The sequence below is a fragment of the Curvibacter lanceolatus ATCC 14669 genome (assembly GCF_000381265.1).
GTDB classification, from domain to species: Bacteria; Pseudomonadota; Gammaproteobacteria; order Burkholderiales; family Burkholderiaceae_C; genus Curvibacter; species Curvibacter lanceolatus.
Map to the genome: position 1 here is coordinate 221,510 of NZ_KB906255.1, position 14,467 is coordinate 235,976.

Here is a 14,467-nt window from a genome sequence, read left to right on the forward strand (position 1 = left end):
CCATGCATGCCACCCGTTTCCTGCCCCGCCTCTTCCTGCCCTGCCCCGCCCTGGCGCGCCCGCTGTGGGCGCTGAGCCTGGGCGCCACCTTGCTGCTGGCCGCCTGTGCCAGCCGCCCGCCCGAGCCGGCGGCGACCCCTGCCGCCCCGGCCGCGGCCACCCCTGCCGCCGCCGTCTCCCCCATGAGTCCACCCAGCCCCGAAGCCGGCTTTGCCCGCTGGGTGGAGGGCTTCAAGGTCTCGGCCCGGCGCGCCGGGATCAGCGAGGCCACGCTGCATGCGGCCTTCGACGAGGTGCAGTTCCTGCCCCAGCTGATCGAGCTGGACCGGGCCCAGCCCGAGTTCAACCGCCCGGTGTGGGACTACCTGGACCGCGCCATCACCCCGCAGCGCGTGCTCAACGGGCAGAAGAAGCTGCAGCAGGTGCGCGCCGAGGCCGATGCGGCGGCCGCGCGCTATGGTGTGCCTGCCTCCATCCTGGCCGGCATCTGGGGCATGGAGAGCGACTTCGGCCGCAACTACGGCAACACCCCGGTGATCGACGCCCTGGCCACGCTGGGCTATGAGGGCCGGCGCGAGGCCTGGGCCCGGGGCGAGCTGCTGGCGGCGCTGAAGATCCTGCAGAGCGGCGACATCGACCGCGCCCACATGATCGGCTCCTGGGCCGGTGCCATGGGGCAGACGCAGTTCATGCCCACGGTGTTCCTGGCCCATGCGGTGGACGCCGACGGCGACGGTCGCCGTGACATCTGGGCCAGCATGGCCGATGTGATGGCCTCCACCGCCCAGTTCCTGGCCCGCTCGGGCTGGCAGAGCGGCCAACCCTGGGGCGGCGAGGTGGTGTTGCCGCCCGGTTTCGATTTGGCACGGGCCGATGGCGAGTTCAAGCAAAGCACCGCCCAGTGGGCGGCCGAGGGCCTGCGCGGCCCCGATGGCGCGCCCCTGCCCGAGCTGGCACAGGCGGCGGTGTTTTTACCGGCCGGTGCCCGCGGTCCGGCTTTTCTGATCGGACCCAACTTCAAGGTGATCCTGCGCTACAACAACGCCACCAGCTACGCGCTGGGCGTGGCCCTGCTGGCCCAGCGCCTGGACGGCGGCCCGGCGGTGCGGGCCGCCTGGCCCCGCGATCTGCAGCCGCTCACGCGCAGCCAGACCCGCACCCTGCAAAGCGCCCTCAACGAGCGCGGCTTTGACAGCGGCACCCCCGACGGCCTGATGGGCCCGGCCACCCGCGAAGCTGTGCGCCGCTACCAGCGCAGCGCCGGCCTGGTGCCCGACGGCTACCCCACGCTGGAGCTGCTGCAACGCCTGCAGCCCTGATCAGTCCGTCAGCTTGACCGATTCAGTGCGCCAGATCTTCTCGGCGTATTCGGCAATCGTGCGGTCCGACGAGAACGGCCCCATGCCGGCCACATTGCGCAGCGCCATGCGGTTCCAGGCCTCGGGTTTCTGGTACAGGGCGTCGACCTTCTCCTGGGCTGCCACGTACGAGGCGTAGTCGGCCAGCAGCATGTAGTGGTCGCCCCAGTTCACCAGCACGTCGTAGATGGCCTGGTAGCGGTGGGGTTCTTCGGGGCTGAAGCGGCCGTCGCGGATGGCCTCCAGCACCCGCTGCAACTCCGATTTGCCGGCCAGCACCTGGCGCGGCTGGTAGCCCTGGCTGCGCAGGGCGGCCACCTCGGGCGTGGTGTTGCCGAAGATGAAGATGTTCTCCGGGCCCACCGCCTCGCGGATCTCGACGTTGGCGCCATCGAGCGTGCCGATGGTGAGCGCGCCATTGAGCGACAGCTTCATGTTGCCGGTGCCCGAGGCCTCGGTGCCGGCGGTGGAGATCTGCTCCGACAGATCCGCCGCCGGGATGATCAGCTCGGCCAGGCTCACGCTGTAGTTGGGCACGAACACCACCTTGAGCAGATCGCCCACGGCCGGGTCGTTGTTGACGGTGCGGGCCACGTCGTTGATCAGCTGGATGATCAGCTTGGCCATGTGGTAGGCCGAGGCGGCCTTGCCGGCGAACACCACCACGCGGGGTACTTTCACCGAGCCGGGCTGCTCGATGATGCGCAGGTAGCGCGTGACCACGTGCAGCACGTTGAGCAGTTGGCGCTTGTATTCGTGGATGCGCTTGATCTGCACGTCGTACAGCGCATCGGCCGGCAGGGCCAGGCCCATGTGCTGCTGCACCCAGCTGGCAAAGCGCTGCTTGTTGTGCTGCTTGGCGTTGCGGAAGGACTGCAGCAGGATGGGGTCGTCCAGCCGGTCTTTGAGCTGGGCCAGCAGGTTCAGGTCGCGCCGCCAGCCCGGGCCCACGGCGCCGTCGAGCACGCTGGCCAGGGCCGGGTTGGCCTGGGCCAGCCAGCGGCGCTGGGTGATGCCATTGGTCTTGTTGTTGAAGCGCTCGGGCCAGATGCGGGCGAAGTCGGCAAAGATCGACTGCGTCATCAGCTCGGAGTGCAGGGCCGACACGCCGTTGACCGAGTGGCTGGCCAATACCGCCAGGTAGGCCATGCGCACGCGGCGCTCGCCGCCCTCGTCGATCAGCGACACGCGACGCATCAGATCGGTGTCGCCACCGTGGCGCTGGGCCAGCTGGCCCAGGAAGTAGGCATTGATGTCGAAGATGATCTGCAGGTGGCGCGGCAGGATGCGGCCCAGCATCTCCACCGGCCAGGTTTCCAGCGCCTCGTGCATCAGGGTGTGGTTGGTGTACGAGAACACGCCCTGGCAGATGCGCCAGGCGTCGGCAAAGGGCACGTGGTGCACGTCCAGCAGCAGGCGCATCAGCTCGGGCACGGCCAGCACCGGGTGGGTGTCGTTGAGGTGGATGCTGACCTTGTCCTTGAGCTGGTCGAAGGTGTCGTGCCGTGCCAGGTAGCGGCGCAGCAGGTCTTGCACGCTGGCGCTGCAGAAGAAGAACTCCTGGTGCAGGCGCAGCTCGCGGCCCGAGGGCGTGGAGTCGTCGGGGTAGAGCACGCGCGACACGTTCTCGGAGTGGTTCTTGCGTTCCACCGCCTCGAAGTAGTTGCCCCGGTTGAAGGCGCCCAGGTCGATCTCTTCGGTGGCCTTGGCCGACCACAGGCGCAGCGTGTTGGTGGCCTGGGTGCCGAAGCCCGGGATGATGGTGTCATAGGCCATGGCGCGCACGTCCTGGGTGTCGACCCATTCGTAGCGGTCGCCGTGGCGCAGCACGTGGCCGCCGAACTGCACGCGATAGACCACCTCGGGGCGCGGAAACTCCCAGGGGTTGAGGTTGTTCAGCCAGTAGTCGGGCACCTCGACCTGGCGCCCGTCCACGATGGTCTGGCGGAACATGCCGTAGTCGTAGCGGATGCCGTAGCCATAGCCGGGCACGCCCAGCGTGGCCATCGAGTCCAGAAAGCACGCGGCCAGCCGGCCCAGGCCGCCGTTGCCCAGCGCGGCATCGGGTTCGAGCTCGGCCATGGCCTCGATGTCCAGGCCCAGCTCGGCCAGGGCGGTGCGCAAGGGCTGCTCGATCTCCAGCGCGATCAGCGCATTGCTGAAGGTGCGTCCGATCAGGAACTCCATCGACAGGTAGTAGACGTTTTTCACGTCCTGCGCCGCCTTGGCGCGGGTGGTGGCCATCCAGCGCTCGACCAGCAGGTCGCGCACCGTGTAGGCCGCGGCATTGAGCCAGTCCACCGGGCGCGCCGTGGCCGGGTCCTTGCCCACGGTGAACATCAGCTTGTTGGCGATGGCCCGCTTGAGCGAGGCCGCATCGTGCTGCGGGGCGTCGTAGTCGAAGACGGTCGGGGTGTGGGTCATGGCGGTCTTTCGCGATCAGAAAGGGGCGTGGGTGGGTCGGGCCGCCGGGTGCGGCAAGCGCCCGCCCGGGGTCAGTGTTGCAGCAGGGCCTCGTACAGCGCCACATAGTGCCGGGCCGACTCGTCCCAGCCGCTAGCACGACGCATGCCTGCCTGGCGCACTTTGACCCAGGCCGTGGGCTGACGGTACAGCGCAAAGGCGCGGCGCAGGGCGTGGCGGTAGGCGGCTTCGGTGAAGTCGTGGAACACGAAGCCGTTGGCGCTGTCGTCTTCCAGGGTGGCCAGGTCGGCATCCACCACGGTGTCGGCCAGGCCGCCCACGGCCCGCACCAGGGGCAGGCAGCCGTACTGCAGGCCATACAGCTGGGTCAGGCCGCAGGGCTCGAAGCGCGAAGGCACCAGGGTCACGTCGGCGCCGGCAAACACGCGGTGCGCCAGCGCTTCGTCGTAGCCCAGGTGCACGGCCACGCGCCCGGGGTGGCGCTGGGCCAGCAGGGCAAAGGCGTGCTGCAGCTCGGGGTCGCCGGTGCCCTGCACCAGCAACTGGCCGCCGGCGGCCACGATGTCGTCGCCGCCGGCCAGCACCAGGTGCAGGCCTTTTTGCTCGGTCAGCCGGCTGACCACGCAAAACAGCGGGGCACCGGGGGTGAGCTCGAGCTTCATCTCGCGCTGCAGGGCCGCCTTGCAGATGGCCTTGCCGGTCATGCGGCGCGGGTCGTAGCGGTGGGGGATCAGGGTGTCGGTGGCGGGGTTCCAGACGGCGGTGTCGACCGCATTCAGGATGCCGCTGAGCACATCGCGCCGGTGCCGCAGCAGGCCGTCGAGCCCGCAGCCCTGCTCGGGCTGCTGGATCTCGCGCGCGTAGCTCGGGCTCACGGTGGTGAGGCGGTCGGCAAAGTGCAGGCCGGCCTTCATGAAGGAGAGCTGGCCGTGGAACTCCAGGCCCTCCGGGCGGAAGAAATGCGCCGGCAGGCCCAGCTCCTGCAGGTGGTGGGCCGCGAACACGCCCTGGTAGGCCAGGTTGTGCACGGTGTACACGCTGGGCACCGGCCGGCCCGGCCAGGTGTGCAGGCAGGCGGCGGCCAGCCCGGCGTGCCAGTCGTGGCCATGCACCAGATCGGGCCGCCAGGCCGGGTCCAGGCCGTGCGCCAGGTGGGCGGCCGCCCAGCCCAGGGCGCCGAAGCGGCGCGCGTTGTCGGCATAGGGTCGGCGTTCGGCGTCTTCGTAGGGGTTGCCGGGGCGGTCGAACAGGCTGGGCGCGTCCAGCACATAGGCCTGCAGCGGCCCGGCCGGCGTGGGCACGGCGGCCAGGCTGCCGCGGCGCAGGCTGAGCCGCTCGCCCCAGGGCGCGTCGAAGTGGCCCACCACCGTGTCATCGCTCAGGCCGGCGAGGATGGCCGGAAAGCCCGGCAACAGGGCGCGGGGTTCGACGCCGGCCGCCACCAGGGCCGCGGGCAGGGCCCCGGCAATGTCGGCCAGGCCCCCGGTCTTGAGCAGGGGGAACAGTTCGGCACTGACTTGCAGGATGCGCATGGTGGGGTCCTTCCGGGCGTTCAGGGGCGTTCTCGGGCTTCAGGGCGTGATGTGGGCTGGGGCGGCAGCCGGTTCGGCCGCCAGGCGCGCCAGCATGGTGCGGGTGACCAGCACCACGCCATTGTCCGTGCGCTCGAAGCGCTGCGCGTCGAGTACCGGATCTTCGCCGATCACCAGCCCCTCGGGCAGCACACAGCCGCGGTCGATCACCGCCTTGCGGATCCGGCAGCCCCGCCCCACGGTGATGTTGGGCAGCAGCACGGCCTGGTCGATCTCGCAGAACGAGTGCACCCGCACGCTGGAGAACAGCACCGAGTTGCTGACGTGCGAGCCCGACACGATGCAGCCGCCCGACACCATGGTGTTGATGGTCTGGCCGTGGCGGCCCTGGGCGTCCTGCACGAACTTGGCCGGGGGCAGCTGGCGCTGGCTGGTCCAGATGGGCCAGTCGGTGTCGTAGATGTCGAGCTCGGGGGTGACCGAGGCCAGGTCGAGGTTGGCCTCCCAGAAGGCGTCGATGGTGCCCACGTCGCGCCAGTAGGGCTGGGCCTCGGGCGAGGTCGACACGCACGACAGCGAGAACGGGTGTGCCTGGGCGCGGCCCTCGCGCACCACGCGCGGGATCACGTCCTTGCCGAAGTCGTGGCTGGACTCGGGGTTGGCCAGGTCTTCTTCGAGCAGGTCGTACAGGTACTGCGCGTTGAACACGTAGATGCCCATGCTGGCCAGCGACACCTGGTCGTTGCCGGGCATGGCGGGCGGGTCGGCCGGCTTCTCGACGAAGTCGGTGATGCGGCGCTGCGCATCCACCGCCATCACGCCAAAGGCGCTGGCCTCGGCGCGCGGCACCTCGATGCAGCCCACGGTGCAGCCGGCGCCGCTGTCCACGTGGTCTTTGAGCATCAGCGAGTAGTCCATCTTGTAGACGTGGTCGCCGGCCAGCACCACCACGTACTCGGGGCGGCTGGACTGGATGATGTCCAGGTTCTGGTAGATCGCGTCGGCCGTGCCCCGGTACCAGTGCTCTTCATCCACCCGCTGCTGGGCGGGCAGCAGGTCGACCATCTCGTTGAGTTCGGCGCGCAGAAAGCTCCAGCCGCGCTGCAGGTGGCGCAGCAGCGAGTGCGACTTGTACTGCGTGATCACCCCGATGCGGCGGATGCCCGAGTTGACGCAGTTGGACAGCGCGAAATCGATGATGCGGAACTTGCCGCCGAAGTACACCGCCGGCTTGGCACGGCGGTCGGTCAGCTGCTTCAGGCGCGAGCCGCGGCCGCCGGCCAGCACCAGCGCAATCGTGCGGCGCACCAGCATGTGGGGTTGGTGCAGTCGGTCGGCAATCAGGGCCGCCTGCTGGTTGTGGGTGTCGTTCATCTCGGTCTCCTTGCTGCTTTGTTGGTGTGTCTTGGTTTGTTTTGCTGGGGCGGCCTCAGGTGGTCACGCTGGGCTGCTCCATGCCGGTGAAGTGGCGCACCCGGGCCAGTGTTTCGGCCAGGGCGATCAGGGGGGCCAGGGCGATCTGAGCGTCCAGCCCGTGGCGGGCCGGATCGGCCTCGTGCCGCTCCAGGTACAGGCGCAGGGTGGCCCCTTCGGTGCCGGTGCCCGAGAGGCGGAACACCAGGCGCGAGCCATCGCTGAGCACGATGCGCACGCCCTGGCGCTGGCTGACGCTGCCGTCCACCGGATCGGTGTAGGCAAAGTCGTCGGCCAGGGCAATGGTCGCAGGGGTGGTCAGGGTTGTGGGAAAGCCCGCCACGGCGCGCCCCGGCAGGCTGGGCAACTGCTCGCGCAGGCCCTGCATCAGGGCTTCGGCGCGCTCGCTGGCAATGCCTTCGTAGTCGTGGCGCGAGTAGAAGCAGCGGCCATCGGTGCGCCACAGCGCCTGCACCAGCTCGGGCACCGACTGGCCGGTGGCCGCGATCAGGTTGAGCCAGAACAGCACGGCCCACACGCCGTCTTTTTCGCGCACGTGGTCCGAGCCGGTGCCGTAGCTTTCTTCGCCGCACAGGGTGGCCCGGCCGGCATCGAGCAGGTTGCCGAAAAACTTCCAGCCGGTGGGGGTCTCGAAGCATGGGATGCCCAGGCGGCGCGCCACCCGGTCGACCGCGGTTGAGGTGGGCATGGAGCGCGCCACGCCCTGCAGGCCGCGGGCATAGCCCGGCACGCGGGTGGCGTGGGCGGCCAGCACGGCCAGGCTGTCCGAGGGCGAGACCGCAAAGTGCCGGCCCAGGATCATGTTGCGGTCGGCGTCGCCGTCCGAGGCGGCGCCCATGTCGGGCGCATCAGGCCGGGCCATGTGCGCCACCAGGTCGGTGGCGTTGACGGGGTTGGGGTCGGGGTGCAGGCCGCCAAAATCCTCCAGCGGCACGGCATTGACCACCGTGCCCGCAGGCGCGCCCAGCTCGCCTTCGAGCAAGGCCTTGGCGTAGGGGCCGCCGACGGCGTTCATGGCGTCAAAGCGCAGCCTGAAGCCCGAGGCGAACAGCGCCCGGATGGCCTCGAAGTCGAACAGCCCGCGCATCAGCTCGGCGTAGTTGGCCACCGGGTCGATCACCTCGACCTCGGTGTGGTGCAGGGTGTGGCGGCCCAGGGTGTCCAGCGGCAGGTCGGGGCTGTCCAGGCTGTGCAGGGTGTTCACTTCGAGGCTGCGGCGGTAGATGGCTTCGGTCACGCTTTCGGGGGCCGGGCCGCCATTGCCGATGTTGTATTTGATGCCGAAGTCGCCCTCGGGCCCGCCCGGGTTGTGGCTGGCTGACAGCACGATGCCGCCGCTGGCCCCGTGGTGGCGGATCAGGGCGCTGACCGCCGGGGTGGACAGGATGCCGCCCTGCCCCACCAGCACGCGCGCATAGCCCTTGGCCGCCGCCATGCGCAGGATGGTCTGGATCGCCACCCGGTTGTAGTAGCGCCCGTCGCCCCCCACGACCAGGGTCTGGCCGCTGGCATCGGGCAGCACATCGAACAGGGCCTGCACGAAGTTGTCCAGGTAGCGGGGCTGCTGGAACACGCTGACCTTCTTGCGCAGGCCCGAGGTGCCGGGGCGCTGGCCTGGGTAGGGTTGGGTGGCTTGGGTGATCAGCAATGGCATGGCGGCAGGGTCTCCTGAAAACGCGGGCATCAAGATGGGTCGGCCAGCAGCAGCGCGAGGCTGCCCGCGGCCAGCGGGAACGGGCTTGGCACCGGGGTGCCGGCGGCGTTGAGGCGGTCGGTCTCAGTATCGAGCGCGAGCCGCCAGGGCGCGGCGCCGGGCAGGCAGAAATCCAGGGCCAGCGGCCCGGGGTTGAGCAGCATCAAGACCGCTGTGGTGCGCGGCGCACGGTCGCGTGGCGGCAGCAGCAGGAGCATCAGGCCCGCGCTGCCGGTCTGGGCCCAGTCGGCATCGCCCAGGGGCTGGCCTGCCGGGCTGAACCACAGGGCCTGGGGGCCGGGCCCCTGCGCATCGTGGCGCCACCAGCCAGCGGCTTGCAGCAGCCCCAGTTCATGGCGCAAGGCCAGCAGCTGCCGCACAAAGCCGCACAGGCCGGTGTCGGCCTGCTGCCAGTCAATCCAGGAGATGGGGTTGTCCTGGCAGTAGGCGTTGTTGTTGCCCTGCTGGCTGTGGCCCAGCTCGTCACCGGCCAGCAGCATGGGCGTGCCCAGCGCGCCGCACAGCGCGGCCGGCAGGCTGCGGCGCTGCAGGGCACGGCGGCGCAGCACCTCGGGCTGGTCGGTGTCGCCTTCGATGCCGTTGTTCAGGCTCAGGTTGTGGCTGTGGCCGTCGCGGTTGTCTTCGCCATTGGCCAGGTTGTGCTTGTGCTGGTAGCTGACCAGGTCACGCAGCGTGAAGCCGTCGTGCGCGGTGACGAAGTTGACGCTGCTGTGCGCCGGGCGCCGGCCCAACTCGGCACTGGAGCCGGCCAGCCGGTGTGCCAGCGCGCCGCGCGTGCCGGTGTGCAGCAGCCACTGGGCGCGCATCTCGTCGCGGAAGCGGTCGTTCCACTCCAGCCAGCCGCTGGGGAAGGCGCCCAGCTGGTAGCCACCGGGGCCGATGTCCCAGGGCTCGGCAATCATCAGGCGGGGGCGCAGCAGCGGGTCTTGGGCAATGGCGGCCAGCAGGGGGGCCTGCGGGTTGAAGCGGCCTTGTTGGCGGATGGGTTCGCGCGCCAGCACCGGGGCCAGGTCGAAGCGGAAGCCGTCCACCCCGAACTCGCCCACCCAGCGGCGCAGGCTGTCCATCACCAGGCGCAGGGCCAGGGGCTGGTTCAGGTCCAGGCAGTTGCCGCAGCCGGTCCAGTTGGCGTAGCGGGCCGGGTTGTCGGGCTCCAGCTGGTAGTAGTGCCGGTTGGCGATGCCGCGCAGCGAGAGGGTGGGGCCCAGCTCGTCGGTCTCGGCGCTGTGGTTGTAGACCACGTCCAGCACCACCTCGAGGCCGGCGGCGTGCAGGGCTTCGACCATGGCACGGAACTCGGTGCGCGGGCTGCTGCCGGGGCTGCCGCTCCAGTAGCGGGTTTCGGGTGCGCTCCAGCCCACCGTGCTGTAGCCCCAGTGGTTGCTCAGGCCCAGGGCCTGCAGGCGCGCCTCGTCGGCCCGGAAGGCCACCGGCATCAGGCTCACGGTGGTGATGCCCAGGGCCTGCAGGTGGGCGATGCTGGCCGGGTGGGCCAGGCCGGCATAGCTGCCGCGCAGGGCCGGCGGCAGGGCTGGGTTGAGGGCGCTGAAACCCTTCACGTGCAGCTCGTAGATCACGCGCCGGGCCGGGTCGATCCGGGGCCGGGGCTGTTGCAGCGGGGGCAGGTCGGCCACCACGCGGGCCTTGAGAGCGCTGGCGCCGTTGTCCAGCGGGCAAGGCCTACCGGTGGGTAGGCCGTCCACGCGCTCGTCGCCCTGGTGCAGCGCGCTGCCGTCGTAGCGGCCCAGCACCTCGCGCGCCCAGGGGTCGAGCAGCAGCTTGGCCGGGTTGAAGCGCAACCCCTGCTCCGGCGCCCAGGGGCCGTGCACGCGCCAGCCATAGACCAGGCCGATGGCTTCATCGTCGCTGCAGGGCAGCAGGGCATGCCATACGCCGCCGGTGGCGTCGCGGGTGTCGGGGCTCAGGGCCAGGCGGGCCGTCTCGTGCCGGCCCTCGGGGTCGTACAGGCACAGCTCGACGGCCGTGGCCTCGGGTGCGGCCAGGGCAAAGTGCACCCCACCGGGCACCAGGCTGGCGCCCAGCTCGGCCGGGGCGGCGTGGGGAGCGACGGGTGAGGGTTGGGCGAGGTTCATGCGCTCGGCGCTAGCACGATGCAGGCCAGCGGGGGCAGGTTCAGGGTGATGGACTGGGCCCGGTGGTGCATGGGCAGGGCCTCGACCGGGCCCGGGTCCACCGGGTGGTCGCTGCCGCCGTACAGGCCCTGGTCGGTGTTGATCAGCACGCGCCAGGCGCCTGCCTGAGGCATGCCCATGCGGTAAGCCAGGCGCGGCACCGGCGTGAAGTTGCACACCACCACCAGCGGGGCGCCGCTGCGCGAGCGGCGCACGAAGGCGATCACCGACTGGCTGGCATCTTCGTGCGAGAGCCATTCGAAGCCGGCCGGGTCGTGGTCCAGCTCGTGCAGCTCGGGGTGGGCGCGGTAGCTCAGGTTGAGGTCGCGCACCAGGCGTTGCATGCCGGCGTGGCCGGGCTGCTCCAGCAGGCTCCAGTCCAGGCTTTGCTCGTGCTGCCACTCATGCCCCTGGGCGAATTCGCAGCCCATGAACAGCAGCTTCTTGCCCGGGTGGGTCCACATGTAGCCATAGCAGGCGCGCAGGTTGGCCAGCTGCTGCCAGCGGTCGCCCGGCATCTTGGCCAGCAGCGAGCCCTTGCCGTGCACCACCTCGTCGTGCGACAGCGGCAGCACGAAGTTCTCGTCAAAGGCGTAGACCATGCTGAAGGTGATCTGGCCCTGGTGGTGGCGGCGGTGCACCGGGTTGTGCTGCAGGTAGTGCAGGGTGTCGTGCATCCAGCCCATGTTCCACTTGTAGTGAAAGCCCAGGCCGCCGCCTTGCAGGTCGGCGCTGGGCGGCCGGCTCACGCCGGGGAAGGCGGTGGACTCTTCGGCCAGGGTGATGGCGCCGGGGCGCTGCACGCCCACGGTGTGGTTCATCCAGCGCAAAAATTCGATGGCTTCGAGGTTCTCGCGCCCGCCATGGCGGTTGGGGATCCACTGACCCGGCTGGCGGCTGTAGTCGCGGTACAGCATCGAGGCCACGGCATCCACCCGCAGCCCGTCGATGCCGAAGCGCTCCAGCCAGTACAGCGCATTGCCCACCAGGAAGTTGCGCACCTCCAGGCGGCCGAAGTTGTAGATCAGGGTGTTCCAGTCCTGGTGAAAGCCTTCGCGCGGGTCGGCGTACTCGTACAGGTGGGTGCCGTCAAAGCGGGCCAGGCCATGCGCGTCCGACGGAAAGTGCGCCGGCACCCAGTCGAGGATCACGCCCAGGCCGGCGGCGTGGGCCGCGTCAACGAAGTACTGGAAGTCTTCGGGGCTGCCAAAGCGCGAGGTGGGGGCAAACAGGCCGATGGGCTGGTAACCCCAGGAGCCGTCGAAGGGGTGCTCGCTGACGGGCAGCAGCTCCAGGTGGGTGAAGCCCAGGTCGCGGGCATAGGGCACCAGGGTGTCGGCCAGTTCGCGGTAGCTGAGCCAGCGCCAGCCGTCCTTCTTGCGCCACGAGCCCAGGTGCACTTCGTAGATGCTGATGGGCTGGTCGAACTGGTTGGCCCGGGCACGCTCGGGGGCCATGGGCCGGTGCGCTGGCAGGCCCTGCACCACGCTGGCCGTGGCGGGGCGCAGCTCGGCGCGCAGGGCAAAGGGGTCGGCCTTTTGCAGGCGGCTGCCATCGGCGCCCAGCACCTCGAACTTGTACAGCGCGCCAGCGGCCACGCCGGGCAGGAAGATCTCCCACAGGCCGGCCTCGCGGCGCAGGCGCATGGGGTGGCGGCGGCCATCCCAGTGGTTGAAGTCGCCCACCACCGAGACATGGCGCGCGTTCGGCGCCCACACGGCAAAGCGGGTGCCGGCCACGCCGTCGAGCGTGATCGGGTGGGCGCCCAGGCATTCCCAGGGGCGCAGGTGCCGGCCCTCGGCCAGCAGCCACAGGTCCAGCTCGCCCAGCAGCAGGCCGAAGCGGTAGGGGTCGTCCAGCACCTGTTCAACCGCGGGTTCGCCGGCCGGGCCGCGCCAGCGCACCTGCAGCCGGTAATCGGTGGGCGGGGTGTCGGGGCCCAGGTCGACGGCCCAAACCCCGCTGTCGCCCAGGCATTGCAGCGGAGCGAGGGCCTGGGCCTGGCCCCCGGGCTGGGCCAGCAGGGTGACCGCGCTGGCCCCCGGCAGCAGGGCGTGCAGCCACCAGTCGGGCCCGCGCTGGTGCAGGCCCAGCACGCTGAAGGCGTCGGGGTGGCGCGCCTCCATCAGTTGCGCCAGTTCTTCTTGGTTCAGCATGTCGGCTTGTCTCGTTGGGGGGCAGAAAAAAGGCTGGAAGCGGCTGGGCTCAGGCGGGCGCCAGGCGCTCGTAGAGCTGGGTCAGTCGGTGCAGCAGGGCGGCGTGTTCGGGCTGCACATCGCTCCAACGAAAGCGCCAGGCCCAGTTGCCCTGCGGCGTGCCGGGCTGGTTCATGCGGTGGCTGCCGTCCAGGCGCAGCACATCCTGCAGCGGGCAGATGGCGAGGCCGGCCACGCTGGCCCAGGCCGCGCGGATGAAGCTCCAGCCCACATCGCTGCCGTCGCAGGCCAGGTAGTCGCGCACATGCTGGCGAATGGGCTCGGGTGCGCTGGCCCACCAGCCCAGCGAGGTGTCGTTGTCGTGGGTGCCGGGGTAGGCCACGGTGTCGGGCTCGAAGCGGTGCGGCTGGTGGTGCGCCTCTTGCTGGTCTTCGCCCCAGGCAAACTGCAGCACCCGCATGCCGGGCAGGCCCAGTTGGCGGCGCAGGGCCGTCACCTCGGGGGTGATCACGCCCAGGTCTTCGGCCACCACCGGCAGCGGGCCCAGGGCACTGCCCATGGCCTCGAACAGGGCGGCACCAGGCCCGGGCACCCAGCGCCCGTGGATGGCGGTGGGCTCGCTGGCGGGGATCTCCCAGTAACTCTCGAAGCCGCGGAAATGGTCGATGCGCACCTGGTCGACCAGGCTCAGGGTCAGGCGCATGCGGGCCGTCCACCAGGCGTAGCCCTCGGCGGCGTGGGCGCCCCAGCGGTACAGCGGGTTGCCCCAGCGCTGGCCTTCGGCACTGAAGCCATCGGGCGGCACGCCGGCCACCACGTCGGGGCGGCCATCGGGGCGCAGCTCGAACAGGTCGGGCCGGGCCCAGACCTCGGCGCTGTGCTGGGCAATGAAGATGGGCACATCGCCCAGCAGCTTCACGCCCCGCTGGTGGGCGTAGTCGCGCAGGGCCTGCCACTGGCGAAAGAAGGTCCACTGGCAAAAGGCCCAGAAGGCGATGCGCGGGGCCAGTTCGGCCCGCGCCTGGGCCAGGGCGGCGCCTTCGCGCCGGGCCAGCGGGGTGGGCCAGTCCATCCAGTCGCGCCCGGGCTGGCGCTCGGACAGCGCCATGAACAGGGTGTAGTTGCCCAGCCAGGGGGCGTGCTGGGTGCAGAAGCCGGCCAGCGCGGCGTGTTCAGCCGCCGTGCCCTGCGCCAGAAAACCGGCGTGGGCCTGCGCCAGGGCGTCCATGCGCCAGGGGGCCACGGCCTCGTAGTCCACCCAGCGGCCATCGCCCGCCGGGGGCTGGGCCAGGGCCTCGGGTGGCAGCCAGCCGCGCTGCTGCAGCTCGGCCAGGTCGATCAGCAGCACATTGCCGGCAAAGGCCGAGGGGCTCATGTAGGGCGAGTGCCCCAGGCCCACGCCATTGAGCGGCAGGAACTGCCACCAGCCCTGCCCGGCCGCCTGCAGCCAGTCGATGAAATGGCGGGCATCGGGGCCCAGGTCGCCGCTGCCGTGCGGGCCGGGCAGCGAGGTCAGGTGCAGCAGGACGCCGCTGGCGCGTGGTGTGGGCTGGGTCATCGAGGCGGGAGCGTGTGGAGAGTGAAGGCCAAGTTCTGCGGCAGGGGGCGTTCGATGCCTGGGTGATTTTGTGGCAGCAAATTGTTGCCTGCCGGTGACTTGATGGTCGGGTCGGTGAGTTGGGTGTCCATGGGTTCCGTCGGGGCTTAGCGATCTTCG

The 14,467-nt window shown here is 70.5% G+C and carries 8 protein-coding genes; 1 reads left to right on the plus strand and 7 read right to left on the minus strand.

All coding sequences use genetic code 11. From position 1 onward, the window contains the following. Window positions 1-2: 2 nt before the first annotated feature. Window positions 3-1,319: a lytic murein transglycosylase gene (locus F624_RS0107935; RefSeq protein WP_084679450.1), complete on the plus strand. Its 1,317-nt coding sequence runs from the start codon at window positions 3-5 to the stop codon at window positions 1,317-1,319. Here F624_RS0107935 and F624_RS0107940 read toward each other — a convergent pair whose 3' ends face one another. The 7 genes from F624_RS0107940 to malQ all read right to left on the minus strand — a co-directional run bounded on the left by F624_RS0107940 (window position 1,320) and on the right by malQ (window position 14,308). After that, window positions 1,320-3,782, minus strand: coding sequence for a glycogen/starch/alpha-glucan phosphorylase (locus F624_RS0107940; protein ID WP_019573754.1), 2,463 nt, complete (start codon window positions 3,780-3,782; stop codon window positions 1,320-1,322). Window positions 3,783-3,853: 71 nt separating this feature from the next. Next, window positions 3,854-5,314 (minus strand): glycogen synthase GlgA, encoded by a 1,461-nt coding sequence (glgA, locus tag F624_RS0107945; protein ID WP_019573755.1) that lies wholly within the window; start codon window positions 5,312-5,314, stop codon window positions 3,854-3,856. Between the two features lie 39 nt (window positions 5,315-5,353). Next, window positions 5,354-6,688: a glucose-1-phosphate adenylyltransferase gene (glgC, locus tag F624_RS0107950; RefSeq protein WP_019573756.1), complete on the minus strand. Its 1,335-nt coding sequence runs from the start codon at window positions 6,686-6,688 to the stop codon at window positions 5,354-5,356. 55 nt (window positions 6,689-6,743) lie between these two features. Then, window positions 6,744-8,402 (minus strand): alpha-D-glucose phosphate-specific phosphoglucomutase, encoded by a 1,659-nt coding sequence (locus F624_RS0107955; RefSeq protein WP_019573757.1) that lies wholly within the window; start codon window positions 8,400-8,402, stop codon window positions 6,744-6,746. A 29-nt stretch (window positions 8,403-8,431) separates the two neighbouring features. Further along, a complete protein-coding gene (glgX, locus tag F624_RS0107960; protein WP_019573758.1) occupies window positions 8,432-10,555 on the minus strand; it encodes a glycogen debranching protein GlgX in 2,124 nt (707 codons plus the stop codon). Continuing rightward, a complete protein-coding gene (glgB, locus tag F624_RS0107965) occupies window positions 10,552-12,750 on the minus strand; it encodes a 1,4-alpha-glucan branching protein GlgB (RefSeq protein ID WP_019573759.1) in 2,199 nt (732 codons plus the stop codon). Before glgB ends, glgX begins: the two co-directional genes overlap by 4 nt. Window positions 12,751-12,799: 49 nt before the next feature. Continuing rightward, a complete protein-coding gene (gene malQ / locus F624_RS0107970; RefSeq protein ID WP_019573760.1) occupies window positions 12,800-14,308 on the minus strand; it encodes a 4-alpha-glucanotransferase in 1,509 nt (502 codons plus the stop codon). Window positions 14,309-14,467 lie beyond the last annotated feature (159 nt).